Here is a 23,976-nt window from a genome sequence, read left to right as displayed (position 1 = left end):
TCGTTTCTTACCGTTCGTTTAAGGCTTGCATCAAGATTTGGTTGACCACCTTCGGATTAGCCTTCCCGCGGGTTTGCTTCATGATTTGACCAACCAAGAAGCCAATTGCCCGGTCTTTCCCGTTCTTAAAGTCAATGATCGATTGTTCATTGTTATCCAAGACCCCATCGATGATTGGCTTTAATTCAGCGGGATCAGACATTTGAACTAAGCCGTGGGCCTTGGCAAAGGCAGCCGGTTCTTCCCCGTCAATAATCCCGGCAAAGACCTTTTTGGCCATCTTCGAAGAAATCGTACCGTTGTCAATCAACTTCACCATCCCGGCCAAGTGGTCCGGCGTCAGCTTAGTGTCTTGCAGATCAACGTGTTCATCATTTAAGTAGGAGTTGACGTCGTTCATCAAGTAGTTGGCAATCCGCTTGGCATCGGCACCAGTAGCCACCGCCGCTTCAAAGAAGTCCGCCATTTCCTTGGTTTGCGTCAAAACCATCGCATCGTAATCCGTCAGGCCCAGGTCGTTGACGTAGTGTTCCCGCCGTTCACCGGGCATTTGCGGCATGGCTTGGCGAATTTCATCAATCCATTCATCAGAAACTTCCAGTGGCGGCAAGTCTGGTTCGGGGAAGTAACGATAATCATCGCTCCCTTCCTTGGAGCGCATCGAAATGGTTCCCTTCGTGGCTTCATCATACCGCCGGGTTTCTTGGACAATCGTGCCCCCGGAGAGAATCACTGCTTGGTGCCGCTTTTCTTCAAATTCCAGGGCATTGCGCACGTAGTTAAAGGAGTTGATGTTCTTCATTTCTGTCTTGGTCCCGAACTTATCGCTCCCAAATGGCCGCACGGAAATGTTGGTGTCCACCCGCATCGACCCTTCTTCCATCTTCACATCCGAAATCCCGGTAAATTGAATGCGTTGCCGCAAGGCTTCTAAGTAGGCCACTGCTTCTTCTGGCGACGCAATGTCGGGCTTAGAGACGATTTCGATCAACGGCGTGCCCTGCCGGTTTAAGTCGACATAGGAATACTGGCCCGTGTGGGTGTTTTTCCCGGCGTCTTCTTCAATATGCATTTCGGCAATCCCGATCTTCTTCTTTTTGCCGTTCACTTCAATTTCAACCCAGCCATCGTGGGCAATTGGCGTTTCTGATTGGGTAATTTGGTACGCCTTCGGGTTATCCGGGTAGAAGTAGTTCTTCCGGTCAAAGTGCATCTGCTTGGTAATTTCGGCATGCAAGGCCAAGCCGGCCATGATTCCGGCTTTGACTACCCCCTTGTTCAGACTCGGTAAGACCCCGGGGTACCCCCAGTCAATCACATTGGTATTTTCGTTTGGTGCCGCCCCAAAGTTAACCGGGGACGGGCTATAAATCTTGGAGTTGGTCTTTAATTCCACGTGGACTTCCAGACCAATAGTGGTTTCAAAATTCATTTAGTTTTGCCCCCCTAATTGTGGCGTTTGCTTGTGGAAATCAGTCGTTTGTTCAAAGACGTACCCGGCATCGTAAACGGTCTGTTCATCAAAGGCCTTCCCGATAATTTGCAGCCCAACTGGCATCCCGTTAGCCTTAGAGAAGCCAGCTGGAATTGACATCCCCGGCAGACCAGCCATGTTGACGGACACCGTCAGCAAGTCGTTTAAGTACATCTTGGTTGGATCCGTAATTTCCGCACCGACCTTGAAGGCCGTTGAAACCGCCGTTGGCCCCATAATGACGTCATGATCCGCCAAGACCTGGTTAAAGTCATCTGCAATCAAGCGCCGGACCTTCGCCGCCTTGGCAAAGTAGGCATCATATGACCCCGCGGATAAGGAGAAGGTCCCCAGCATGATCCGCCGCTTTACTTCTGGGCCAAATCCTTCGGAACGCGTCTTAACGTAAACGTCTTCCAGATTCTTCACATCAGCAGCCCGGAAGCCGTAACGAATCCCGTCGAAGCGTTGCAAGTTTGAGGACGCTTCGGAGGAAGCCAAAATGTAGTAAGCAGGGATCCCATACTTGGTATGCGGCATCGAGACTTCATCAATCTGGGCCCCCAAGGATTCATAGTGGGCCAAGGCCGCCTTGATGACTTCCTTGACGTCCTCATCAATCCCCTCACCTAAGTATTCCTTTGGCACGGCAATCTTGAGTCCCTTAACGTCAGCCTGAGCGAGATTAGCGGCGTAGTGTGGCACGGCCAGGTGTGAACTGGTCATGTCCTTGGCATCAAGGCCGGCAATCGCTTCTAACATGTAGGCGTTGTCCTTGACGCTTTGCGACAACCAACCAACTTGATCAAAGGAGGAGCCAAAGGCAATGACCCCCCAACGGGAAACCCGTCCGTAAGTTGGCTTCATCCCCACGACCCCAGTAAAGGAAGCCGGTTGGCGAATCGAGCCCCCAGTATCGGTCCCGACGGCCCCTAGCACGTCACCGGCCGCAACGGCCGCAGCGGAACCACCAGACGAACCCCCTGGCACCCGGGTCAGGTCCCACGGGTTCTTGGTCGTTTGGAAGGCCGAATTTTCCGTGGACGACCCCATCGCAAATTCATCCAGGTTGGTCTTACCGACGTTGATTACCCCAGCTTGGTGCAGCTTATCGACCACCGTCGCATCATAAACCGGCTTAAAATCAGCTAACATCTTAGACGCCGCCGTCGTTGTCAGCCCTTTCGTGACAATGTTATCCTTAACGGCCAGCGGAATCCCCGCCAGCATTTGGTCCGGGGCAATCCCCGCTTGGTCTAAGGCCGCGGCTTGCTTTAAGGCCGCTTCTTCATTTAAAGCCAAGAACGCTTTGACTTGGTCGTCCGTAGCCTTAATCCGCGCAAACGCCGCCTGGGTCAATTCCGTCGCACTAACCCGCTTGTTGACCAGGTCATCGTGTAATTGGGTGACATCGGTATCGTAAAAAGCCATCCGTTAATCCTCGCTTTCATCAATAATCGCTGGCACTTTAATCAAGCCCTGCTCCGTTTCTGGGGCATTAGCCAACAGTGCATCGCGTTGGTTGCTTGCGACTGCCACGTCCTCGCGCATCACGCTGACTTCTTGCGTGGGCGAATACATTGGGGTCACTCCCGTTGTATCCATTTGTTGCAGGTCATCAAACAGGTGCATCGTCGCTTCTAGTTGGGGCACAAATTGGTCCAATTCCGCATCCGTAAAGGACAGCTTCGCCAATTCTGCCACGTGTTCAGCCGCCTTACGGCCTAACTTCTCAGCCATTCTCCTAACCTCTTTTCCAAATTCTTTACAATATTTTTATTTTATCACAAGCCGCGCTTCGATGCCGCTTTGCCAAGGGATTTCTTGCAAAGCGCCAAGCAGAAAACCGTGACCGAAGCCAAAGGACGATCACGGTTTTAAACAAGACGGTTAATAGGAGCCGAAAATGTGCGAATTCCACTTGCTGGAACCGGCATCCCGGTAAACCACTGCTTGGATATTCGAGTCGGATTGAATCTTAATATCAATTGGGACCCCGTTTGGCAGGTACTTCTTAGCCGCTTGGACGATGTAACCCGTAAAACTGTTGATTTCCGTTTGGCTGTAGAACTGAGTCGTAATCGTCACGTGCATGCCTTGTAAGGTGCCGTCTTTTGATTGGGCCTGGGCCGTAACCCCACTAATGTTCGGGAAGAAGTTTTGCACTTGGCTCTTAAAGTTGGAAAACGAGCCGCTGGTCCCAGTGCTGTTGGAGTTGGCTTCTGCAGCTGAGGTGGCCTTTGGCAAGACCTCATTCTTGTAATTCAACTTTGTCCAACTGCCGACCTGGGCACTATTGGTTTTCGTGTAGGCAAAGAAGGTCCCGCCGACCAAACTGTCTTGGGGCGCTTGCTTGTATAAAGCGACCACAATCGGGACGTTTTGGAGGTCCTTCTTTTCCCGTAGCCGCTTTACAATCTTCGCGGCAGCGGCCTTACCTTGGGCTTGCACTTCACTATCGGAAATTTTTTTCGTATAGTACGGCCCATCGGTCTTCTTTTGGTATTGATATTCCGAGTTGATGCCGACCCCGATCACCACACCCTTCAATTTTAAGGAATTACCACTTTGTTGGACATAATCCTGTTCTTCGATTTGTTGAATGTACAAGGGGTTAGGATCACTCTTCTTGCCTTGGGCTGGATTCAAGCCCAACGGATTCTTACTGGTTTGCCGGCCTAACCAATCACCTAAGGTACTGGCACTCAAATATTGGCCTTCCTGAAAAATGTAGTTCTTCGGGGAAAAGAACTTCTTGGCAATCACATTGGTCAAACCATTTTCAAAGCTCTTCAAGTTGTAAGTATTATCATTTTGCTGGACGGCCACTCCCCGCGCCTTACTGGTTTGATAATGCCCACCCTTAATCACGGCTTGGTAAGTCCCACTGGTACTGCCAGTTGTCGTTACATTGTTGCTTTTCTTATTACCACAGGCCGCTAAGCTGATGCTGACCCCGATGGTGGCCAGGACAACCCACCATTTTTTCCTTTTCACGGTCTAATTTTCCTCCTTCATTGCCTGGTCAAAGCGTTGCTCATCCCAGACTGGAATTTGCAAATCATTGGCCTTTTTCAGTTTACTGCCCGCTTTTTCCCCGGCAATCAACAGATCGGTCTTTTTGGAGACACTCCCGGTCACCGTTGCCCCGCGGGCTTCCAACCACGCCGTTGCTTCCGCCCGGCTAAAGGCACTTAATTTCCCGGTTAAAACGACGCGTTTGTCACGCCAAGTATCGTTCACCATCACCGGAGCACCTTCGTAGGTCAAGTTGACCCCGACTGCTGCTAACTCGGCCACTAAAGCTTGGACTTTTTCATTCGCAAAGTAGGTAGCCACACTGTCCCCAATTGTTGCGCCGACACCCGGAATAGCCGCAATTTCGGCCGAATCAGCCGCCATGACCGCGGCTAAATCGCCAAAGTGTTGGGCAATCAACTGGGCGACTTTGGCCCCCACGTGGCGAATGCCTAACCCAAACAGCAAACGTTCGACTGAATTATGCCGACTGTTGTCAATTGCTGTCAATAGGTTGGTCGCGGATTTCTCCGCAAATTTAGGTAAAGTTAATAATTGCGCAGCCGTCAAGCGGTACAGGTCCGCAACGTTTTGCACCATTTTACGTTCCCACAGGGCTTCAATAATTTTGGGACCGAGCCCATCAATATTCATGGCGTTGCGGGAGGCGAAGTGAGCAAGTCCTTCCTTGAGTTGGGCCGGACACATCGGGTTAACACAGCGCAAGGCAACTTCATCCGCTAAGTGGACCAAGGCGGCCCCACAAACTGGGCAGTCCTGCGGCGGCTGGTAAGGTTGGCTGGTTGCCGGCCGTTTCGCCATTATTACCCGGGAAATTTCGGGAATAATATCACCGGCCTTATGCAACATGACCGTATCACCTAGGCGAATATCCTTAGCCGCCAAGTAATCCGGGTTATGCAACGAGGCCCGCGCCACCGTCGTCCCCGCCAATTGGACCGGATCCATCACCGCCGTGGGCGTTACATTTCCCGTGCGCCCAACGGTCCACTCAATTTCGCGCACCACCGTCGCCGCTTCCTCGGGCGGAAATTTATAGGCAATTTCCCACCGGGGTACCTTCACGGTATTACCTAACTGGACTTGCGTTGCCAAATCATTAACCTTTTCAACAATCCCGTCGATCCCATACGGTAAATCATCCCGTTGGGCTGTGTATTCCGTTAGGTAAGACTCAATTTCGGCCGGCGTCGTCACCACCCGGGAATGCGGGTTAACCGCAAACCCTAAGGCTTGCAAGCGGGCCAAGGCTTGCGCTTGAGTGGTCACACCCAAGGTGGCAAAGTCGGGAACGTAATAAATAAAGGTGGCCAATTGGCGTTGTTTGGTAATCGTAGGATCCAACTGGCGCAAACTGCCGGCCGCTGCATTGCGGGGGTTGGCAAAGGTTGGCAGGCCCTCGGCTTCGCGTTTTTCATTCAAAGCCAAGAAGGCTGCTTTGGGCATGTAGCATTCCCCGCGAACCTCAATTGACAATGGTTCCGGCAACGTTTGGGGCACGTCTTGGATCGTTTTGACGTTGGCTGTCACATCTTCCCCAATTTGCCCGTTCCCCCGCGTGGATGCTTGGACCAGTTGGCCCGCTTCATAAACCAAGGACAGCGACAAGCCATCAATTTTCAGTTCCAAATTGTAAGCTAAACTGTCAACGGCTAAGCCCGCTTGTTGGCGCGCATTAAAGTCAGCCAATTCCGCCGGGGAAAAAACATCCCCCATCGATAGCATCGGGACTTCATGGGGCACCTTGGCCAGTTGGGTGGCCCCTTGCCCCCCAACTTGTTGGGTGGGCGAATCCGGCGTCACTAACTGCGGAAAGCGCGCTTCGATCTGCACCAAACGTTGGTAAGCGCGGTCATAAACGTAATCTTCAACCGTGGGCTGATCCTGTTCATAATATTCCCGGCCCCACTGCTTCAATTGAGTCCGTAAGGGACCAATTTCCGTTTTGGCTGCCGCCAGATCTAAGGCGGCAACCGGACGTTGTTCTTCGCTCATCATTAATCCTCGACCTTCTTGATTGGAGCAAACGAGGCCAATAAGCGCCGGACCCCTTCGTTCGGAAAGGCAATGTCTAATTCCATATCCGTACCAGTGCCGTTAACGGCAACCACGGTCCCTTGCCCCCACTTCTTGTGCATTACTTTATCGCCGGCTTGCCAGTTGCCTTTTTCGGCGCCAGTCCCTTGGTTGGCAACTTGCTTGGTTGAATGCGTCTGTTTAGCCGTATACGTTGTCGTTGTCGCCAAGCGTGTACTGTGCCCCTGCTTGAGTCGAGTAAACGGGGCGTTCGACCGCACTGCTGGGCTATCTTGTTGCAACAAATCTTCACTGATTTCCGTTACAAATTCTGAGGCCGGGTTCCGCTGAATCCGCCCGTACAAGACCCGGGAGTTGGCATTGGTTAAGTAAAGTTTTTGCTTGGCGCGGGTAATCCCCACGTAAGCCAAACGGCGTTCTTCTTCTGCTTCTTCCGGATTTTCCTTCGCCCGGGCCAACGGGAAGATACCTTCTTCCATCCCGATTAAAAAGACCACCGGGAATTCCAGCCCCTTGGCGGCGTGTAAGGTCATCAACGTCACCGTATTGGTTTGGTCTTCCAGCTCATCTTGGGGCGAAACCAGAGCCAGGTCCGTCAAAAATTGGGTCAACTGTTCCTGGGTGGTCGTCACTTCATCGCCATGCTTCTGATCAAATTCTTGGGTGACGGACTTAAATTCTTCCAGGTTTTCCAAGCGGGTCTGGGCTTGCAAATCTTTATTGGCAACGGCTTGGAGACTCGCCCGGTAGCCCGTTTGCGTTAAAATCGCATCCGTCAACTCGGTTAACGTCAGGTTCGCCGCTTGCGTTTGCAGTTGCTGCATTTCTTCTGCAAAGCCAGTCAATTTCTTCTTCACGCTCGGGGAGATTTGGTTGGCCAGTTCCACGTTTTCGGCCGCCTTCATCAACGACCAGCCCATGTCTGCAGCAAACTGGCGCAGCTTGTTCAAACTGGTAGCCCCAATGCCGCGCTTGGGCACGTTCACCACCCGTTCAAAACTCAGTGAATCATCTGGATTAGCAACCAACGTTAAGTAGCCCAGTAAATCGCGAATTTCCATCCGGTCGTAGAACTTATGACCGCCCACCATCGTATATGGAATGCTGGACTTCATAAAGGTTTCTTCAATCAACCGGGACTGCGCATTGGTCCGGTAGAGAATGGCAAAATCACCGTACGCATACCCATGCGCTTGGCGTTGCTTTTCAATTTGTTTGACCACGTAGTAGGCTTCATCGTGCTCACTTTGGGCCCGGTAATAAGAAATTTTGTCCCCCTGACCATTTTGGGTCCACAACTTTTTATCTTTCCGGTTAACGTTGTTGGCAATCACTTGGTTAGCCGCATCCAAAATCGTTTGCGTCGAGCGATAATTTTGTTCCAACATAATCGTTTGGGCCGTTGGGTAATCCTTTTCAAAGTTCAGGATGTTATTCATGTTGGCCCCCCGCCAACCATAGATACTCTGATCGGCATCCCCCACGACACACAGATTTTCGTACTTCGCCGCCAGTTGGTGAACTAACTGATACTGAGCGTCGTTGGTATCTTGGTATTCGTCAACGTGAATGTAGTTAAATTTATCTTGGTAGTAAGCCAAGGTCGCTGGCTCCGTCTTAAACAATTCAATCGTCTTCATGATCAAATCATCAAAGTCCAAGGTCTGGTTGGCTTCCAATTCTTTTTGGTAGCGCCCATAAGCTTCACCGACCAGTTTATGGTATGGATCCTGGTACTTGGCTTGGTAAGCGGCCGGGGTCTCTAAGGCATTTTTGGCGTTGGAAATAGCACTCAAGAAGTTCCGGGGTTCAAATTTCTTGGGATCCAAGTTCATTTCCTTGAAGATGCGCTTCATCAACGTCCGTTGTTCCCCCGGATCGGCAATCGTAAAGGCGGTATTATAGCCTAATTTGTCAATATTGCGCCGCAAAATTCGCACACACAAAGCGTGGAACGTTGAAACCCAAATATCCGAAGCACTTGGGCCTAACAACTTCGTCAATCGTTCCTGCATTTCCCGGGCAGCCTTATTGGTAAAGGTAATCGCCAAAATCTTCCATGGCAACACCCCTTGTTCCTCAATCAAGTAGGCAATTCGGTGCGTTAACACCCTGGTCTTGCCCGAACCAGCGCCGGCCATTACCAACAGCGGGCCCTCCGTTGTCAACACGGCCTGTCGTTGTTGTTCATTCATTCCATCGAGTGCTGATTGCATTTTCACGCCACTGTTCATCCTTTCTCAAAAAAATCAGTCAAGCTCTATTATAACAGGAAGTCCCGCTGGCTGAAACGAAAAAGGCAGCAGGGCCGCCCCCACTGCCACTTACCAAATTATTCAGGTTCCGCCATTGGAGTGGGATCCCAAATTGCGGTCGCTTCCATCTTTTCCGTCAGTTCGCGCAAAGACAGATCCGTCCCACTCAGCCAGGTCAACCCCACAATTTGTTCCGCTTGGGGTTGATTGAGGTTAAAGAAACGGTAGGACCAGTAGTCTTTCAACGGTAGTTGCCGCTGAACCGCCGCTAATTGGTCCCCCCGTACCACCATCATTAAGGTAGATTGCGCCGGGGTGACCACATGGGCCGGTAAGCCAGCTGCCAAGCGAACTTGTTGCGCCGCGAGGCTCACGCTGGCCGCCGTTTCATAAACGTTGCCAGCCGTTAATAAGCCGGGGGCCAACCCTTTGACGTAGAGGCTGCCGCTGGCATTTTCATAAAATTCAACGGTCAGAATCCCCTGGTAACCAAGTTGCTTGACGGCCGCTTGCGCAATCCGGGCCATTTCTCCCGCTAAATCCTGGGCAACATTCAGGGGCGCCTTCACCCCTAAAAGTTGCCGGTCAGGGGTGTATTCCACGCCGGCCACCGGATAAGTCACCACTTGATCACCCTGGGCCGCCACGGTCAACAAGTATTCATGCGCATGGTCAATCCAGGATTCTAACAAGTAGGTCCCGGCCACCATAAAGTTGGCCGCCCGTGCAATATCGGATTCCTTGCGAATCAACATGGTCTCGGCCCCCATCCCCCGTTGAATAGGCTTTAAGACGGCCGGATAACCAATTGAATCAATTGATTGGTAGATGTCTTCCAGGCTGATCACCGTTACATACGGCGCGCTGTTCACGTTTAGTTGGTCGAAAAAGGCCCGTTCCATTAACCGGTCCTGCATAATTTCCAAGCCATCGATCCCTTGCGGCACTTGCGTCAACTGACTCAAGTAGTGAAAAACAATCGCATCAATGTTGGGTGTGGTGTAGATCACCACGTCACAGGCTTCCCCAAAGGTCTTTAATTTCTCCTTCGCCCGGTAATTGCCCACAATCGTAAAGTCCGCTTGGCGCGTCAATTCAGGTTGGGGCGTATCAACGTAGGCATAGACCTTTAAGCCCAATTCGTGCGCAGCATTTACCATCGCCAAACTATCAGCATTAAAGCCCATTATCCCGAGCACCTGGCCCGGCGTTAAAACTGCCCTTGCCATCCTTAATCCTCCTCTGCAAATTCAACTTGCCCGTTTGCCAACGACTTGATTTTCGCCAATGAGACGACCGGGATCCCCTGCTTTTCCAATGCTAAGCGCCCCGGTTGGAAGGTCTTTTCGATCACAATTCCCGCCCCGGTTACGGTCACACCAGCCTGCTTAGCAATGGCCAGGAGCCCACTGACTGCTTGACCATTCGCCAAGAAGTCATCAATGATCAAGACTTTGTCATCCGGGGCCACATACTTTTGAGCAATCGTAATTTTATTGGCCACCTGCTTGGTATAAGAGTAAACCTCCGCCGTATAAAGACCTTCATTTAACGTCAAACTCTTGTGCTTCCGAGCAAAGATCACCGGCACGCCTAACGCTAAGCCCGTCATCACCGCTGGCGCAATCCCCGATGATTCCACAGTCCAGACTTTCGTAATCCCGGCATCGGCAAACCGCGCGGCAAATGCTTGCCCAATCCGTTGCATTAGTCCAGCATCAATTTGATGATTTAAAAAAGCATCAACCTTCAATACATTCCCGGGCAGCACCGTCCCGACTTCTTTAATGCGCGTTTTTAACTCTTCCATCGTGATCCCCCTTTAAACTGGTGTGTTACTGATCATAGCGATCTAATTGGTAAGTCTTGATAACATTAATCAGCTTCGCGGCATAATCCGGATCGGTCGCATACCCGGCCTTTTGCAAGGCCCGGGCGGCTTCTTGGTAGTTCGTTGCGTCAATCACCGCTTGGTAATTTTGCTCGTTATACGCCGTCCCCTTCACCATTAACTGGGTATGATCCTTGATTGACTCCGCCCACGAATCATATACCCGGAAGCGGCCCTTGATGACCACCCATTTGCCATTGGTGTATTCCTTGGTACTCAGCACCTTGGAATTGGTCCCTTCCCCTTTAATGCCAAAGAGGTTGTGGTAATCCGCGGCCAACTTGCTGGAGCCCCAATCCGATTCCAAAATTGCTTGGGCCATGGTAATTGAGGCATAAACATGATACTTGCTTTGCATGGCTTGCGCTTCCGGCGCAATCGCTTGGATAAACAGCCGCTTGGCATTTTGCTCCTTTTTGATAATTTGGGCTTGTTGGTAGCGAACGTAGAAGTGATGGCCGACGTAGACCCCCATAAAGATCACTAACACCGCCAATACTGCTACACCCCACGACCAGCGCTTCCGGCGTCCTTTTCTTTTCCGTGCCAAAACAATTCCTCCCTGCCCGCAATGATTTCCTGCGCGGGCTGTTTGCTCATTCCTATTGTTACAATCTTACCGCATCCGCGACCAAATTTTCATGCTTTTCGTGAAGAAAAAGATTAATTTTGGTTAAACCAATTCCGCAGAACTGAGTGTACAAAAAAACACCAGCCGAAGCCGGTGTTTGAAACAAACGTGTCCTCCAAAGATTAACGCTTGCTGAATTGGGAAGCCTTCCGGGCCTTCTTCAGACCTGGCTTACGACGTTCCTTCATCCGTGGGTCCCGCGTTAAGAGCCCCGCCTTCTTCAAGGCGTCACGGAAGTCTGGATCAACAACGAGCAATGCCCGTGCAATCCCGTGCCGCGTAGCACCGGCTTGGCCGGCGAACCCACCACCGCGGACGTTTACCAAGACGTCGTATTGACCTTCCGTCTTAGTAGCTGCAAATGGTTGGTTAACGATGGCACGTAAGTTGGCAAACGGAATGTAGTTTTCGATTGCCTTGCCGTTCATAGTGATCTTACCAGAACCTGGCACCAGACGAACCCGTGCAGTTGAGTTCTTCCGACGGCCAGTACCGCTGTATTGTACTTCTTGAGCCAATTCCGTTCCCTCCTTAGATTAAGTTAGTGATGTCAAGTACTTCAGGCTTTTGAGCTGCGTGCTTGTGGTCAGTCCCAGCGTACACGTGCAGCTTCATACCCATCTTGCGACCCAGTGGGGTGTGTGGAAGCATCCCCTTGATAGTCTTTTCAACCATCTTTTCAGGGTCCTTGGCAAGGAAGTCACCTGCCGTCCGTTGCTTCAGACCACCTGGGTGGTTGGAGTGACGGTAGTAGATCTTGCCGCTTGCCTTCTTACCAGTTAACTTAACTTCGGCAGCGTTGATCACGATAACGTTGTCACCAGTATCAACGTGAGGGGTGAAAGTTGGCTTGTTCTTCCCGCGCAAAATAGATGCAACGGTCGAAGCCAGCCGACCCAAAGGAATATCCTTAGCGTCAACGATGTACCACTTACGGTCAACTTCACCTGGTTTTGCCATGTATGTCGTTCTCACGATATAAGTCCTCCAATTTTTGTCTTTCTTTTACAATTAATTGTGTACCGAGTAATTAATGGAAAAGAAATACCAACTAACAGTGTACTCGATCTTGCTAGAAACGTCAATCTTTTTCTGCAGGTTCCCCATAGTCAACTTGGACTAAATACAACCCTTCGGCTGGCGCCGTCATCCGCGCTTCTTGGCGATCCTTGGCCGCGATAACCCGGGCCACATCACTAACTGGCCGTTGTCCATTCCCAATTTCTAACAACAAGGCCACCATAATGCGCACCTGGTTATATAAAAAACCATTGCCGACAAAATCAAAACAGATTTCGTCATTATTGGGATCCCGCCAAACCCGTGCTTCATAGATCGTGCGAACATTGCTCTTGGCTTGCGAGCCGGACGCCACGAAACTGGTAAAATCATGCTCCCCAACCAAGGCTTGGGCAGCTTGGTCCATTGTTGCCACATCCACCGGGTACTTATAGTGGGCCGTGTAATTTCGGCGGAAGGGATTAACAAATTCCCCCTGACTGACCCGGTAACGATACCGTTTCCGGTGCGCATTGTAGCGGGCATGAAAACTTTCGTCCACCAATTCAGCTTGCTTGACCATCACATCTAAGGGCAACTGACTGTTTAGCGCCCGCACCATCGAGGCCGGCGAAATATAGGTGGGAAAGTCAAAGTGGGCCACCTGATTTAAGGCGTGCACGCCCGCATCCGTCCGCCCGGAGCCAATGACGTGCAACGGGGGATTGGGCTGCTTGGCCATCCGGTTAATGATCGTCTTTAAGGTTTGCTCCACCGTCCGCTGGTGGGGTTGGATCTGAAACCCCGCAAAATTAGTGCCATCATAGGCAAAGGTAATTTTGTATCGATACATCATATTTCCTCACTTCACGAATCTTAACGCCACCAGCGCCACCGTTAGCAGGCCCCAAACTACGGTTCCCCAAGTATCGTGCCGTTGCCAATGCAACTGCCGAAACTTGGTCCGAGCCTGGTTGGGATCATACCCCCGCGCTTCCATTGCTACCGCTAATTCTTCGGCTCGCTTAAAAGCCGCTACAAACAAGGGGATCATTACCGGAACGAGTCGCTTGGCCCGGGTAAACAGCGAGCCCGAGCTAAAATCCATCCCCCGGGCCCGCTGAGCATTCATGATCAGCCCGACTTCATCCATAATCGTGGGCACAAACCGCAGCGCAATTGACACCATCATCGCCAATTGACTGACGGGAACCCGCAAATACTTCAAGGGCTTCATTAATGCTTCTAAAGCATCCGCCAGTTGCAACGGGGTGGTGGTGACCGTAACGACCGTCGAACTGGTAATAATTAAAAAGAACCGCAAAACCAAAAAACCGGCTTGGGCCACTCCCGCTGACGTTACGGCCAGCCAGCCCCAGTGCCAATAAACTTGTCCCCCACTGGAGAACAGGGCCTGAATTACCGCCGTAAACAGAATAATCCACATTAACGGCCGAATCCCAGCCCAATACTTGCTAAACTTAACCTGGCTCAACCAGATAACCAAGCCTAACGCGCCAATTAAAAGCAAATTAGTCCACCACGTCCGGGCAAAAAAGACTAGGATGACAAACCAAAAACAACCAACCAACTTCAAACGCGGATCCAACCGGTGCATGAGCGAATTGCCCGGCAAATACATCCCAAATAAAACTTTATTGTTCATGGTGGTCCCCCTTAAGTTGGCGGGCCAGGGCGTGGGCCAGTTCGTCAAGTGTCAATGGCAATTGATTAAACTGACTGATCCCGGCCGTTTGCAACTGCTTGGCAAAGGCAACAGCGGCTGGCAAGGCCAACTGCTGGGTCGTTAGAAACTCGGGCTGGGCAAATAACGCCCGTGGTTGACCACTAAATTGCAACTGGCCATGAGCCAAGACCAACACCGTGTCGGCTAATTGGGCAACCTGCTCCATTTGATGCGTGATCAACAGGATCGTTAAGCCCTGGCCTTTCAATCTTTCAACCAATGCTAACAATTCCCGTTGACCATCAGGATCCACCCCTGCGGTAGGTTCATCTAAAATCAACAGTTGGGGGCGCATCGCCAAAACCCCTGCGATCGCGACCCGGCGCTGTTGGCCCCCCGAAAGTTCAAAGGGGGAGCGTTGCCATAAGGCCTCCCCAACCCCTAACTGAACAAGGGCTTGGTGGGCAGCTTGCTTAGCTTGCGCCGGAGTTTGCCCCAGATTCAGCGGACCAAACATCACGTCCGCTAACACAGTTTCGGCAAACAGTTGATGTTCCGGAAATTGAAAGACAAACCCAACTTGACGGTGTAACTGATGGAGGGCTTTATTCTTGGTGCGGGGGGTGATAACTTGCCCTAACACCTCCAATTGCCCTGCGGTAGGGGTTAACAAACCATCCGTTAATTGCATCAAGGTCGATTTACCGCTCCCCGTGTGGCCGATGACGGCCGTTAGGCGCCCCTTGGGAACCGTAGCCGTAAAATCCTGCAGGGCGGCCGCACCGGCTTCATGATAGCGAAAGGTTACGCCCTGGTAGCTAACTGCCGCTTCAACCATTGCTCTAACGCTCCTTTTGTTAAATATTCCTTTGGTACCGGGACCCCGTAGTGTTGCAAGCGATCCCGCAATTGCATGCTAAAGGGCTGCACCAAGCCGACCTGTTGGACAAGGGCTTGGTCATTCAAGACTACCGCTGGCGTTGCTAACCGCAAAATTTGGCCTTGATCAAGGACCGCAACTTGATCGGCCATCGCCACTTCAACCGGATCATGGGTAATTGAAATGATGGTCAACGCCTGGGCTTGATGAATCTGTTGCAAGCGTTGCAAGACCGTCTGTCGCCCCTGCGGATCCAACATGCTGGTTGCCTCATCTAAAATCAAAATCTGGGGTTGCAAAGCGAGGGCCCCCGCAATCGCAACCCGTTGCTTTTGGCCACCGGACAGTTGCTCGGGCTGATGATGGCGGTAGGCTGTCATCCCGACTTGCGCTAGTGCCTGTTCAATCCGTGGTTCCATTGCTGCTGCTGGCACCTGGCGATTTTCTAGCCCAAAAGCCACGTCGGCTTCAACCGTCGCCCCCACAAATTGATTATCAGGGTTTTGAAAAACAAACCCAATCTGATGGTGTAAGGCCGCCAAGTGCGCTTCATCTACCGGCAGATCGTTCACCCGGATCGTCTGAGCAGGCGTCGGTAATAAGCCCGCAATCAACCGGGCTAAAGTCGACTTGCCACTGCCGTTTTTGCCCACAACCGCCAACCATTGCCCCGTTGGAATCGTCAAGCTTAGCCCTTGTAAAACAGGTTGGTCTTGGTGCGGGTATTGAAAGGTTAAATTAGAAACTTCAATCATCGCCCTCATCCTTTTCCTTTCTTACGGTTATTACAATGCCTTTAATTCTACCAAAGAACGACTAAATTCCCAACTCTGGCAGATCAAAAAATATGTATACAAAAAAAATCACTTACAGCTACGGTGCGCGATTGCTCGCCTTCAAGCTAGACTAGGGTTGCCCCACCATCGTAACGCTCTATACCATCAGCCGTAGTGATTTTATTACGCAGATTTAACCGAAATTAAACCAGTTCCAAGATAACCATTGGTGCACCGTCCCCACGACGAGGCATCGTCTTCAGGATCCGCGTGTACCCACCGTTGCGGTCAGCATACTTTGGCCCAATTTCTTCAAACAGGTTTTGTAAAGCAGATTGAATCTTTACGTCATCGCCGTCTTCCTTAACGTCAGCAACCACGTTCCGAACAAACGCTGCTGCACGCCGCCGGGAAGCCAAGTCGCCCCGCTTTGCCAAAGTGATCATCTTGTCCGCCGTCTTCCGAACTTCCTTTGCCCGGGCTTCCGTCGTCTTGATGGAGCCGTTAACCAGCAAGTCAGTCGTCAAATCGCGTAATAAAGCCTTTCGTTGTGAACTAGTCCGTCCTAATTTACGGTAACTCATGAGTGTCCCTCCTTTAATTGATAAATTTAATTAGTCTTCTTGGCGAAACCCAACGCCAAGGTCAGCTAACTTGAGCTTGATTTCTTCCAGTGACTTTTGACCAAGGTTACGTACCTTCATCATGTCAGCTTCGGTCCGTTCCGTTAAGTCCTTCACGGTTTGGATATCTGCCCGCTTCAGACAGTTGTAAGAACGAACTGACAAATCAAGTTCTTCGATTGTCTTATCCAGTACCTTTTCTTGGTGCGTTTCTTCCCGTTCAACCATCACTTGCGCATCTTGTGCTTCTTGGGTCAGGTTGACAAACATCGTCAAGTGGGAAGTCAAGATCTTAGCGGCTAAACTGATTGCTTCCGTTGGCGTCAAGGAACCATCAGTCCATACGTCTAAGGTTAACTTGTCATAGTCATTGCTTTGACCCACCCGCGTGTTTTCCACGGTGTAGTTAACGCGTTCAATTGGGGTGTAGATTGAGTCGATTGGTAAAACACCGATCGCCAGATCCATCCGTGCCTTGTTAACATCAGCCGAGTTGTAACCCCGACCAGTGTCAGCCGTCATCCGCATGTGCAATTCAGCCCCGTCGGCAACGGTAGCAATGTGCAGATCTGGGTTCAAGATCGTCACGTCCCCATCAGCCTGGATATCAGCGGCGGTTACTTCAGCCGGACCCTTAACATCCAATTCAAGGTTCTTGGCGTCTTCGGATTCGATCTTCAAAGCAACTTTCTTCAAGTTCAAGACAATTTGCGTTACGTCTTCCGTAACCCCTTCAACGGTGCTGAATTCATGCAAAACACCGTCAATGTCAATACTCGTAATTGCCGCCCCCGGCAAAGAAGCCAGCATTACACGCCGAAGAGAATTGCCGAGCGTCGTCCCGTAACCGCGTTCTAACGGTTCAACAACAAACTTACCGTAGTTGTCGGTTTCTTCAACTTTGTGAATGTTTGGTTTTTCAAATTCGATCATTCTACTCTAGTACCCCTTTCAAACGCGGATCGTATTTCATAAAAAAGGCATCTGGTCGACAGAAACATCGCCGGTGATGCAAATTAAACACGACGACGCTTTGGAGGACGAGAACCGTTGTGCGGCACTGGAGTTACATCGCGGATAGCAGTAACTTCAAGCCCAGTTGCTTGCAGTGCCCGGATGGCAGATTCACGACCAGAACCAGGACCCTTAACTTCAACTTCAACCGTCTTCATACCATGTTCCATGGCTTGCTTAGCAGCGGCTTCAGATGCCATTTGAGCAGCAAATGGCGTTGACTTCCGGCTCCCCTTGAAGCCCAAGACACCAGCTGAAGACCAAGCTACCGCGTTCCCTTGAACATCGGTGATCATGATCAAAGTGTTGTTAAACGTGGAGTGAATGTGCGCAACCCCAGTTTCGACATTCTTCTTTACACGACGCTTGCGCGTACCCTTTTTGGTTGCCATAAACTAACTAACCTCCTTTACTATATTATATAATTACTTCTTCTTGTTAGCGATCGCAACGGCCTTACCCTTACGAGTCCGGGCGTTGTTCTTCGTGTGTTGACCACGAACTGGTAACCCACGACGGTGACGCATCCCACGGTAAGAACCAATTTCTTGGAGCCGCTTGATGTTTAAGGAAACTTCACGCCGAAGATCCCCTTCAACCTTTAAGTTTTCCACTTGCGAACGGATCTTTTCTTCTTGATCCGGCGTCAAATCACGAACCCGGATATCTTCTGAAACCCCAGCGGCTTCCAAGATCTTGTGCGCAGTAGTGTTACCAATCCCAAAAATGTAAGTTAAGCCGATCACGATTCGCTTGTCACGAGGTAAATCGACACCTGCAATACGAGCCATTATTGCACCTCCTTTAAAAAGTTAAATTACTTGCCTTGACGTTGCTTGTGCTTCGGGTTAGAGCAAATTACCATAACCCGGCCACGACGCTTGACAATCTTGCAGTTATCGCACATCTTCTTTACTGATGGACGTACTTTCATTGTAAATAATCCTCCTAAAATCCAGATTTATTTGAAGCGGAAAGTAATCCGGCCCTTGGTCAGATCATACGGGGACATTTCCACTTTGACCCGGTCCCCAGGCAAGATCTTGATGTAGTGCATCCGAATCTTCCCAGAAACGTGGGCTAAAATCTCAACCCCATTTTCCAATTCAACTTTGAACATTGCGTTGGGTAAGGTTTCAGTAACCTTCCCTTCGACTTCGATTACATCGGCTTTTGCCACTGCGCGGTTCCTCCTTGCCGTTTCTCAGAATTTACGTAAAAAGGTGGGAAGCGGAAATCCGCTACCCACTGCGAGCTAGATAAACCTTGCATAGTTTAACACAGCTTATCCCGTGATGCAAGATAAACCTTTCTTTCGCCTACAGGTTCGTCAAAACTTCCTTGATGGCTTGGTAAACCTTATCGATATCTTGCTCGCCATCGATTTGGTACAGGCAGCCCTGTTTTTCGTAGAAATCAATCAGCGGCGTGTTGAGTTTAATGTTGACTGCTAACCGGTTCTTAACCGTGGCTGGCTTGTCATCGTCGCGTTGGTAGAAGTCGTGGGAACCACACACGTCACAAGTGCCTTCAACCTTGGGCTGATTGTACAACTTGTGGTAGGTTGCCCCACATTCTTTACAAATGTAACGACCACTTAAGCGGTCGACCAACACTTCTGGATCAACGTGAATGTTGATCACGGCATCCAACTTTTTACCGTCCGCTTCAAGCATAGCGTTCAAAGCTTCGGCTTGGGCCAGGTTGCGTGGGAAGCCGTCCAACATGAAGCCATCTTTGACGTCATCTTGGGCTAAGCGTTCCTGAACGATCCCGTTGGTAACTTCATCCGGTACCAATTCACCCTTGTCGATGAATTGCTTGGCTTGCAGTCCCATTGGTGTTTCGTTTTTCATTGCAGCCCGGAAAATATCCCCGGTTGAGATATGTGGAATGTCAAAATCTTTGACAATGTATTGGGCCTGGGTCCCTTTACCGGCACCCGGCAGCCCCATCAATACAAGGTTCATACTCATGATGATTCCCCCTTAAGCTTCTCCATCGTGAATGAAGCCGATGTACTCGCGCTTCATTGTAAGACCATTTAATTGCCGGTTGACGTCCAAAGCGATTTGCACCACGATCAGCAAACTCGTCCCCCCTAAGCCAATTGACTGGCTGAGGTTCCAAATATTGCTGGCCAGCAGTGGAATCAATGAAACCAGCCCTAAGAAAAGTGACCCCACTGAGCTCAACCGCATTAAGAGCCCGGACACATAGTCCTGGGTTCCTTTCCCCGGCCAAACTCCTGTGATGTAACTCCCTTGCTTTTGCAAGTTTTCCGCTAACTTTTCAGGGTTGACCTGAACAAAGGCGTAGAAGAAAGTAAAGATCACAATCAAAAAGATGTACAGGCTGATCCCCGCCGTGGACTGTAAATTAAAGATTTCCGTCATAACTTGATACCAAGTATCGCCACCATGATTCTTCTGGAAAGCCATCAGAATCGTTTGGGGCGTAGAAATAAAGGAGCCGGCAAAAATCACCGGAATCACCCCGGAAACATTTAACTTCAACGGCAGGTAACTGTTCTTTGGCGAAGTCGTGGTCCGTCGGGTGTATTGGATCGGCAACCGCCGTTCCGCTTGTTGCACCCAAGTAACGAACGCCACGATAATCAATAGGGCAACCACAACCAAGGCGATGAACCCAATCCCCATCCAGAGGTCCGTACCGGATTCACCAGTAATTTGGTCGTTCCAGAGTTGGCTGATCCCTGAAGGCATCGAAGCGATGATCCCGGCGAAGATCAGAACGGAAACCCCGTTCCCTAACCCCCGCTCGGTGATCATGTCACCCATCCAGGTGGCAAACATCGTTCCGGCCGTCAGAATCAGACCGATCGTTAAATAGGTTTCAACCCCAGGATTGTTCACCAATTTAATTGTGCTGAGCGCATTAAATCCAGCGGTAATCCCAATTGACTGGACGAAACCTAGAACAATAGTTAACCAACGGGTCGCCTGATTTAACTTCCGACGTCCCACTTCACCTTGCTTGCTCCATTCCACGAACTTCGGTACGATGTCCATTTGCAGCAACTGAACCACAATTTGGGCCGTGATATAAGGTGAAACCCCCATTGCAAATAACGAATAATTCTGGAGTCCGCCCCCACTGAACGTATTCAGAATCGACGCTAATCCCGATGAAGAGAGTTGCGTCAAGGCAGCGGCATTAACCCCCGGAACCGTAATTGATGCACCTAACCGGTAAACAACCAACACAAACAAGGTAAAAAGAATCCGCGAACGGATTTCTTTAACCTTGAATGCATTTCTGGCGGTTGAAAACATTAAATCACCTCAGTCGTACCACCGGCTGCTTCAATCGCTGCTTTAGCAGAAGCAGAGAATTGGTGGGCCTTGACCGTTAACTTCTTGGTGAGTTGACCATTCCCCAGAACCTTGATCCCGCTCTTTTGGTTCTTAACGATCCCAGCTGCCATCAAAGCTTCTGGCGTAACTTCAGCCCCGTCTTCAAAACGGGTGTTTAAAGTCGTTAAGCTAACCAAGGCGTAATCCTTGTGGTTCATGCTGGTAAAACCACGCTTTGGCTTTTGCCGGTAGAGTGGCATTTGGCCCCCTTCGAAGCCAAGACGCGTCTTACCGTGCGCCTTTTGACCCTTGGTCCCCCGACCAGACGTAAAACCGTGGCCGGATGAAAGACCGCGTCCCTTGCGCAGACGCTTAAAACGAGAACCTTCAGCAGGTTGCAATTCGTTTAACTTCATGTGATAGGCACCTCCTTATTTAGTTTTTAATTACTTAACTTCTTCAATCGAAACTAAGTGAGCGACCTTAAAGATTGCCCCACGAGTAGCCGCGTTATCTGGGAGGATAACGGAGCTGTTAATCTTGCCAAGGCCCAGCGCCTTAACAGTCCGACGTTGAGTTGGTTGGCGGTGGGCAGCACTCCGGATTAAAGTAACTTTAACTTTAGCCATGATATGTCCTCCTATTCTGCCAAGTGGTCAACAGAAACGCCACGCAACTTAGCAACTTCTTCCGCACTCTTCAAGGCCTTCAAACCTTCAAAGGTTGCCCGTACAACGTTGATTGGCGTGTTGCTCCCAAGCCGCTTGGAAGTAACGTCGTCAATCCCGGCGAGTTCCATAACGTTACGAACTGCACCCCCAGCAGCAACCCCGGAACCTTCAACAGCAGGCTTAAGCAAAATCTTACCACCGCCGTAAGTACCGATTACTTCGTGAGGAATCGTAGTACCTACTACTGGCACTTCGATCAAGTTCTTTTGTGCTGCGGCAGAAGCCTTCCGAATTGCTTCAGGAACTTCTTGGGCCTTCCCAGTCCCAAAACCAACGTGGCCGTTCTTGTCGCCGACAACAACCAAGGCTGCAAAACGCAGACGACGACCACCCTTAACAACCTTGGTGATCCGGTTGATGGAAACGACTTGATCTTCCAGATCCAACTTAGCTGGATCAATAAATGATGATGATGCCATTACGGGTTATTCCTCCTTTTCTTAGAATTGCAGACCGTTTTCGCGAGCAGCTTCAGCCAAGGCTTGTACCCGACCGTGGTACAGGTAGCCACCCCGGTCGAAAACAACAACGGAAATGTTCTTTTCAACCCCGCGCTTGGCAATCAAAGCACCAACGCCGGCAGCTTGTTCAGACTTGGTCTTGCCACTTACTTCACTGTCCAAAGTTGAGGCACTTGCGAGCGTCACACCCTTTACGTCATCAATCAATTGAGCGTAAATGTTTTTGTTGGAACGGTAAACACTTAAACGTGGGCGCTCTGCAGTACCAGAGATCTTCCCGCGAACGCGCTTGTGGCGACGTTGACGGATCTTGTTCTTATCTGGCTTAGAAATCACAATTTTCACCTCTATAAATTTATTTTATGATTAGTTAACTTGCTAGCAAGTAACGATTACTTACCAGTCTTACCTTCCTTAAGGGAGATGTGTTCGTTTTCGTAGCGAATACCCTTACCCTTGTAAGGTTCTGGTGACCGAACGGCCCGGACTTCAGCAGCGAAGTCCCCAACGGCTTGCTTGTCGATCCCGCTGATTTCGATCGTGGTGTTGTCAGGAACCTTAACGTCCAGATCCGCTGGCTTGTCCATTTCAACCGGGTTGGAGTAACCAACCGTCAAGATCAGCTTGTCACCCTTGAATTGGGCCCGGTAACCAACCCCGACTAACTTCATGGTCTTCTTGAAGCCGTTCGTAACCCCTTCAACCATGTTGTTGACGTTTGCCCGCGTCGTCCCGTGCAGGGCGCGCGTCTTGTTGTCTTCAGCGGAACGTTCAAACTTCACCACGTTGCCTTCAACGCTCATCTTAATCAATGGTGAAATTTCACGGGAAAGCGTACCCTTAGGACCCTTAACCGTAACCACGTCACCGGCTTGAGTAACTTCTACGTTTTCTGGCAGGTCAATTTCTTTGTAACCAATACGACTCATTTCTACACCTCCTAACCGTTAAATTTGATTACCATACGTAAGCGATGACTTCGCCACCGACCTTCTTGGCCCGGGCAACCTTGTCAGTCACAACGCCGTTGGACGTTGAGATAATGGCAATCCCTAAACCATTCAAGACCTTTGGCACAGCATCAGCCTTGACGTAAGAACGCAGCCCTGGCTTGGAAATCCGCTTCAAACCAGAGATAACCCGTTCGCCGTCCTTGCCGTACTTCAAGAAGACACGGATGATGCCTTGCTTGTTGTCATCTACGTATTCAACATCGCGAATGAAGCCTTCTTGCTTCAAGATTTCGGCGATGTCCTTCTTCATCTTTGATGCAGGTGCTTCAACTGATTCGTGGTGTGCCAAGTTGGCGTTCCGAATACGAGTTAAGAAATCTGCAATTGGATCACTCATAGACATCGTGTTTTTTCCTCCTTTTGTCGTTGATTTGTTTACCAACTAGCCTTCTTCATCCCAGGAATTTGACCATCATGGGCAAGTTCACGTAAGCAAATCCGGCATAAGTGGAATTTACGGTAAACTGAGTGCGGACGGCCACAACGTTCGCAACGCGTGTATTCTTGCGTTGAGAACTTGGCTGGACGGTTGCACTTAGCGATCATTGATTTTTTAGCCAATTGTGGAACCTCCTTTTACTTAGCGAATGGCATACCTAATTGTGCCAATAATTCGTGACCTTCTTCGTCGCTGTTAGCAGTCGTAACAATGACGATATCCAGCCCGCGAACCCGCTTAACGTTATCGTAATCAATTTCTGGGAAGATCAGTTGTTCCCGAACCCCTAAAGTGTAGTTACCGCGACCATCGAAGGACTTGTTGGAAACCCCACGGAAGTCACGCACCCGAGGCAATGAAACGTTGATCAGCTTGTCCAAGAAGTCATACATGCGTTCACCACGCAAGGTAACCTTGGCACCAATTTGCATCCCTTCACGCAGACGGAAGCCGGCGATAGACTTCTTTGCCTTCGTAATTAATGGCTTTTGACCTGAGATCAGACCTAATTCTTCGACAGCTTCGTCCAAGTTCTTGGAGTTTTGCGTAGCGTCACCAACCCCCATGTTCAAGACAATCTTGTCAATCTTTGGGGTAGCCATTACAGAAGAGTAGTTAAACTTTTCGATCAGGCTTGGGCGAACTTCATTTTCGTACTTAGCCTTTAAACGGTTTTCCATAATCTAGTTATTCCTCCTTCCCAGAAAAA

General features: G+C 50.3%; 31 protein-coding genes. All 31 read right to left on the bottom strand.

What is annotated here, in order from left to right; translation table 11 throughout:
- Positions 1–7 precede the first annotated feature (7 nt).
- Positions 8–1,432, bottom strand: a complete 1,425-nt coding sequence (gene gatB / locus FC43_RS07865) for an Asp-tRNA(Asn)/Glu-tRNA(Gln) amidotransferase subunit GatB (RefSeq protein ID WP_019206010.1) — start codon at positions 1,430–1,432, stop codon at positions 8–10.
- Positions 1,433–2,905 carry an Asp-tRNA(Asn)/Glu-tRNA(Gln) amidotransferase subunit GatA gene (gene gatA / locus FC43_RS07860; RefSeq protein WP_056955268.1) on the bottom strand — a complete coding sequence of 491 codons (1,473 nt, stop codon included), beginning with the start codon at positions 2,903–2,905 and terminating at the stop codon, positions 1,433–1,435.
- A 3-nt stretch (positions 2,906–2,908) separates the two neighbouring features.
- The gene (gene gatC / locus FC43_RS07855) at positions 2,909–3,214 is read right to left on the bottom strand and encodes an Asp-tRNA(Asn)/Glu-tRNA(Gln) amidotransferase subunit GatC (RefSeq protein ID WP_019206012.1); all 306 of its coding nucleotides are present in this window, start codon (positions 3,212–3,214) and stop codon (positions 2,909–2,911) included.
- Positions 3,215–3,364: 150 nt separating this feature from the next.
- The gene (locus tag FC43_RS07850; protein ID WP_056955267.1) at positions 3,365–4,471 is read right to left on the bottom strand and encodes a CamS family sex pheromone protein; all 1,107 of its coding nucleotides are present in this window, start codon (positions 4,469–4,471) and stop codon (positions 3,365–3,367) included.
- A gap of 3 nt (positions 4,472–4,474) precedes the next feature.
- Entirely contained in the window at positions 4,475–6,508 is a 2,034-nt protein-coding gene (ligA, locus tag FC43_RS07845; protein ID WP_040469952.1) for an NAD-dependent DNA ligase LigA, read from the bottom strand.
- A 2-nt stretch (positions 6,509–6,510) separates the two neighbouring features.
- The gene (gene pcrA, locus FC43_RS07840) at positions 6,511–8,784 is read right to left on the bottom strand and encodes a DNA helicase PcrA (protein WP_056955266.1); all 2,274 of its coding nucleotides are present in this window, start codon (positions 8,782–8,784) and stop codon (positions 6,511–6,513) included.
- Between the two features lie 98 nt (positions 8,785–8,882).
- Positions 8,883–10,034: an ATP-grasp domain-containing protein gene (locus FC43_RS07835; RefSeq protein ID WP_056955265.1), complete on the bottom strand. Its 1,152-nt coding sequence runs from the start codon at positions 10,032–10,034 to the stop codon at positions 8,883–8,885.
- Between the two features lie 2 nt (positions 10,035–10,036).
- Positions 10,037–10,615 (bottom strand): xanthine phosphoribosyltransferase, encoded by a 579-nt coding sequence (locus FC43_RS07830; RefSeq protein WP_019206017.1) that lies wholly within the window; start codon positions 10,613–10,615, stop codon positions 10,037–10,039.
- Between the two features lie 25 nt (positions 10,616–10,640).
- A complete protein-coding gene (locus FC43_RS07825) occupies positions 10,641–11,246 on the bottom strand; it encodes a glycoside hydrolase family 73 protein (protein ID WP_040469733.1) in 606 nt (201 codons plus the stop codon).
- Positions 11,247–11,449: 203 nt separating this feature from the next.
- The gene (rpsI, locus tag FC43_RS07820) at positions 11,450–11,845 is read right to left on the bottom strand and encodes a 30S ribosomal protein S9 (protein ID WP_019206019.1); all 396 of its coding nucleotides are present in this window, start codon (positions 11,843–11,845) and stop codon (positions 11,450–11,452) included.
- Between the two features lie 13 nt (positions 11,846–11,858).
- A complete protein-coding gene (gene rplM, locus FC43_RS07815; protein ID WP_019206020.1) occupies positions 11,859–12,302 on the bottom strand; it encodes a 50S ribosomal protein L13 in 444 nt (147 codons plus the stop codon).
- A 106-nt stretch (positions 12,303–12,408) separates the two neighbouring features.
- Positions 12,409–13,179: a tRNA pseudouridine(38-40) synthase TruA gene (gene truA, locus FC43_RS07810; protein WP_056955264.1), complete on the bottom strand. Its 771-nt coding sequence runs from the start codon at positions 13,177–13,179 to the stop codon at positions 12,409–12,411.
- Positions 13,180–13,188: 9 nt separating this feature from the next.
- The gene (locus FC43_RS07805) at positions 13,189–13,992 is read right to left on the bottom strand and encodes an energy-coupling factor transporter transmembrane component T family protein (protein ID WP_056955263.1); all 804 of its coding nucleotides are present in this window, start codon (positions 13,990–13,992) and stop codon (positions 13,189–13,191) included.
- Positions 13,982–14,851, bottom strand: coding sequence for an energy-coupling factor transporter ATPase (locus FC43_RS07800; RefSeq protein ID WP_056955262.1), 870 nt, complete (start codon positions 14,849–14,851; stop codon positions 13,982–13,984). Before FC43_RS07800 ends, FC43_RS07805 begins: the two co-directional genes overlap by 11 nt.
- Positions 14,818–15,657 carry an energy-coupling factor transporter ATPase gene (locus FC43_RS07795; RefSeq protein ID WP_056955261.1) on the bottom strand — a complete coding sequence of 280 codons (840 nt, stop codon included), beginning with the start codon at positions 15,655–15,657 and terminating at the stop codon, positions 14,818–14,820. Before FC43_RS07795 ends, FC43_RS07800 begins: the two co-directional genes overlap by 34 nt.
- 215 nt (positions 15,658–15,872) lie before the next feature.
- Positions 15,873–16,253: a 50S ribosomal protein L17 gene (gene rplQ / locus FC43_RS07790; RefSeq protein ID WP_019206025.1), complete on the bottom strand. Its 381-nt coding sequence runs from the start codon at positions 16,251–16,253 to the stop codon at positions 15,873–15,875.
- A 30-nt stretch (positions 16,254–16,283) separates the two neighbouring features.
- Positions 16,284–17,225: a DNA-directed RNA polymerase subunit alpha gene (locus tag FC43_RS07785; RefSeq protein WP_019206026.1), complete on the bottom strand. Its 942-nt coding sequence runs from the start codon at positions 17,223–17,225 to the stop codon at positions 16,284–16,286.
- 83 nt (positions 17,226–17,308) lie between these two features.
- Positions 17,309–17,698: a 30S ribosomal protein S11 gene (gene rpsK, locus FC43_RS07780; protein WP_019206027.1), complete on the bottom strand. Its 390-nt coding sequence runs from the start codon at positions 17,696–17,698 to the stop codon at positions 17,309–17,311.
- A 33-nt stretch (positions 17,699–17,731) separates the two neighbouring features.
- Positions 17,732–18,097: a 30S ribosomal protein S13 gene (rpsM, locus tag FC43_RS07775; RefSeq protein WP_019206028.1), complete on the bottom strand. Its 366-nt coding sequence runs from the start codon at positions 18,095–18,097 to the stop codon at positions 17,732–17,734.
- A gap of 26 nt (positions 18,098–18,123) precedes the next feature.
- A complete protein-coding gene (rpmJ, locus tag FC43_RS10905; RefSeq protein WP_006916637.1) occupies positions 18,124–18,240 on the bottom strand; it encodes a 50S ribosomal protein L36 in 117 nt (38 codons plus the stop codon).
- 27 nt (positions 18,241–18,267) lie between these two features.
- Complete coding sequence (gene infA / locus FC43_RS07770) at positions 18,268–18,486, bottom strand: translation initiation factor IF-1 (RefSeq protein WP_006500601.1); 219 nt, start codon at positions 18,484–18,486, stop codon at positions 18,268–18,270.
- 139 nt (positions 18,487–18,625) lie between these two features.
- Positions 18,626–19,276 carry an adenylate kinase gene (locus tag FC43_RS07765; RefSeq protein WP_019206029.1) on the bottom strand — a complete coding sequence of 217 codons (651 nt, stop codon included), beginning with the start codon at positions 19,274–19,276 and terminating at the stop codon, positions 18,626–18,628.
- Between the two features lie 18 nt (positions 19,277–19,294).
- Positions 19,295–20,602 (bottom strand): preprotein translocase subunit SecY, encoded by a 1,308-nt coding sequence (secY, locus tag FC43_RS07760; RefSeq protein ID WP_019206030.1) that lies wholly within the window; start codon positions 20,600–20,602, stop codon positions 19,295–19,297.
- Positions 20,602–21,039, bottom strand: a complete 438-nt coding sequence (gene rplO / locus FC43_RS07755; protein ID WP_019206031.1) for a 50S ribosomal protein L15 — start codon at positions 21,037–21,039, stop codon at positions 20,602–20,604. The genes secY and rplO overlap by 1 nt, the downstream gene beginning before the upstream one ends.
- Positions 21,040–21,069: 30 nt before the next feature.
- Positions 21,070–21,252 (bottom strand): 50S ribosomal protein L30, encoded by a 183-nt coding sequence (rpmD, locus tag FC43_RS07750; RefSeq protein WP_019206032.1) that lies wholly within the window; start codon positions 21,250–21,252, stop codon positions 21,070–21,072.
- An 11-nt stretch (positions 21,253–21,263) separates the two neighbouring features.
- Positions 21,264–21,773, bottom strand: coding sequence for a 30S ribosomal protein S5 (gene rpsE / locus FC43_RS07745; RefSeq protein WP_019206033.1), 510 nt, complete (start codon positions 21,771–21,773; stop codon positions 21,264–21,266).
- A gap of 21 nt (positions 21,774–21,794) precedes the next feature.
- Positions 21,795–22,160, bottom strand: coding sequence for a 50S ribosomal protein L18 (rplR, locus tag FC43_RS07740; RefSeq protein ID WP_040469739.1), 366 nt, complete (start codon positions 22,158–22,160; stop codon positions 21,795–21,797).
- A 47-nt stretch (positions 22,161–22,207) separates the two neighbouring features.
- The gene (gene rplF, locus FC43_RS07735; protein WP_019206035.1) at positions 22,208–22,744 is read right to left on the bottom strand and encodes a 50S ribosomal protein L6; all 537 of its coding nucleotides are present in this window, start codon (positions 22,742–22,744) and stop codon (positions 22,208–22,210) included.
- Between the two features lie 28 nt (positions 22,745–22,772).
- Positions 22,773–23,171 (bottom strand): 30S ribosomal protein S8, encoded by a 399-nt coding sequence (rpsH, locus tag FC43_RS07730; RefSeq protein ID WP_019206036.1) that lies wholly within the window; start codon positions 23,169–23,171, stop codon positions 22,773–22,775.
- Positions 23,172–23,203: 32 nt separating this feature from the next.
- On the bottom strand, positions 23,204–23,389 hold the full coding sequence (locus tag FC43_RS10900) for a type Z 30S ribosomal protein S14 (RefSeq protein WP_081583803.1): 186 nt from the start codon (positions 23,387–23,389) through the stop codon (positions 23,204–23,206).
- A 15-nt stretch (positions 23,390–23,404) separates the two neighbouring features.
- A complete protein-coding gene (gene rplE / locus FC43_RS07725) occupies positions 23,405–23,947 on the bottom strand; it encodes a 50S ribosomal protein L5 (protein WP_056955260.1) in 543 nt (180 codons plus the stop codon).
- Between the last annotated feature and the right edge of the window lie 29 nt (positions 23,948–23,976).

This window comes from Limosilactobacillus ingluviei DSM 15946, assembly GCF_001435775.1.
GTDB classification, from domain to species: domain Bacteria; phylum Bacillota; class Bacilli; order Lactobacillales; family Lactobacillaceae; genus Limosilactobacillus; species Limosilactobacillus ingluviei.
The sequence above is the reverse complement of the archived record's forward strand: the minus strand, read 5'-3'. Positions and strand labels throughout refer to the sequence as shown.

Excerpts from the sequence above, each read along its gene's own strand:
- gatB (WP_019206010.1), bottom strand. The coding sequence starts at position 1,432 with ATGAATTTTGAAACCACTATTGGTCTGGAAGTCCACGTGGAATTAAAG.
- gatA (WP_056955268.1), bottom strand. The coding sequence starts at position 2,905 with ATGGCTTTTTACGATACCGATGTCACCCAATTACACGATGACCTGGTC.
- gatC (WP_019206012.1), bottom strand. The coding sequence starts at position 3,214 with ATGGCTGAGAAGTTAGGCCGTAAGGCGGCTGAACACGTGGCAGAATTG.
- ligA (WP_040469952.1), bottom strand. The coding sequence starts at position 6,508 with ATGAGCGAAGAACAACGTCCGGTTGCCGCCTTAGATCTGGCGGCAGCC.
- pcrA (WP_056955266.1), bottom strand. The coding sequence starts at position 8,784 with ATGAACAGTGGCGTGAAAATGCAATCAGCACTCGATGGAATGAATGAA.
- FC43_RS07835 (WP_056955265.1), bottom strand. The coding sequence starts at position 10,034 with ATGGCAAGGGCAGTTTTAACGCCGGGCCAGGTGCTCGGGATAATGGGC.
- FC43_RS07830 (WP_019206017.1), bottom strand. The coding sequence starts at position 10,615 with ATGGAAGAGTTAAAAACGCGCATTAAAGAAGTCGGGACGGTGCTGCCC.
- truA (WP_056955264.1), bottom strand. The coding sequence starts at position 13,179 with ATGTATCGATACAAAATTACCTTTGCCTATGATGGCACTAATTTTGCG.
- FC43_RS07805 (WP_056955263.1), bottom strand. The coding sequence starts at position 13,992 with ATGAACAATAAAGTTTTATTTGGGATGTATTTGCCGGGCAATTCGCTC.
- FC43_RS07800 (WP_056955262.1), bottom strand. The coding sequence starts at position 14,851 with ATGGTTGAAGCGGCAGTTAGCTACCAGGGCGTAACCTTTCGCTATCAT.
- FC43_RS07795 (WP_056955261.1), bottom strand. The coding sequence starts at position 15,657 with ATGAGGGCGATGATTGAAGTTTCTAATTTAACCTTTCAATACCCGCAC.
- rplQ (WP_019206025.1), bottom strand. The coding sequence starts at position 16,253 with ATGAGTTACCGTAAATTAGGACGGACTAGTTCACAACGAAAGGCTTTA.
- FC43_RS07785 (WP_019206026.1), bottom strand. The coding sequence starts at position 17,225 with ATGATCGAATTTGAAAAACCAAACATTCACAAAGTTGAAGAAACCGAC.
- rpsK (WP_019206027.1), bottom strand. The coding sequence starts at position 17,698 with ATGGCAACCAAAAAGGGTACGCGCAAGCGTCGTGTAAAGAAGAATGTC.
- rpsM (WP_019206028.1), bottom strand. The coding sequence starts at position 18,097 with ATGGCTCGTATTGCAGGTGTCGATTTACCTCGTGACAAGCGAATCGTG.
- rpmJ (WP_006916637.1), bottom strand. The coding sequence starts at position 18,240 with ATGAAAGTACGTCCATCAGTAAAGAAGATGTGCGATAACTGCAAGATT.
- FC43_RS07765 (WP_019206029.1), bottom strand. The coding sequence starts at position 19,276 with ATGAACCTTGTATTGATGGGGCTGCCGGGTGCCGGTAAAGGGACCCAG.
- secY (WP_019206030.1), bottom strand. The coding sequence starts at position 20,602 with ATGTTTTCAACCGCCAGAAATGCATTCAAGGTTAAAGAAATCCGTTCG.
- rplO (WP_019206031.1), bottom strand. The coding sequence starts at position 21,039 with ATGAAGTTAAACGAATTGCAACCTGCTGAAGGTTCTCGTTTTAAGCGT.
- rpmD (WP_019206032.1), bottom strand. The coding sequence starts at position 21,252 with ATGGCTAAAGTTAAAGTTACTTTAATCCGGAGTGCTGCCCACCGCCAA.
- rpsE (WP_019206033.1), bottom strand. The coding sequence starts at position 21,773 with ATGGCATCATCATCATTTATTGATCCAGCTAAGTTGGATCTGGAAGAT.
- rplF (WP_019206035.1), bottom strand. The coding sequence starts at position 22,744 with ATGAGTCGTATTGGTTACAAAGAAATTGACCTGCCAGAAAACGTAGAA.
- rpsH (WP_019206036.1), bottom strand. The coding sequence starts at position 23,171 with ATGTCTATGAGTGATCCAATTGCAGATTTCTTAACTCGTATTCGGAAC.
- rplE (WP_056955260.1), bottom strand. The coding sequence starts at position 23,947 with ATGGAAAACCGTTTAAAGGCTAAGTACGAAAATGAAGTTCGCCCAAGC.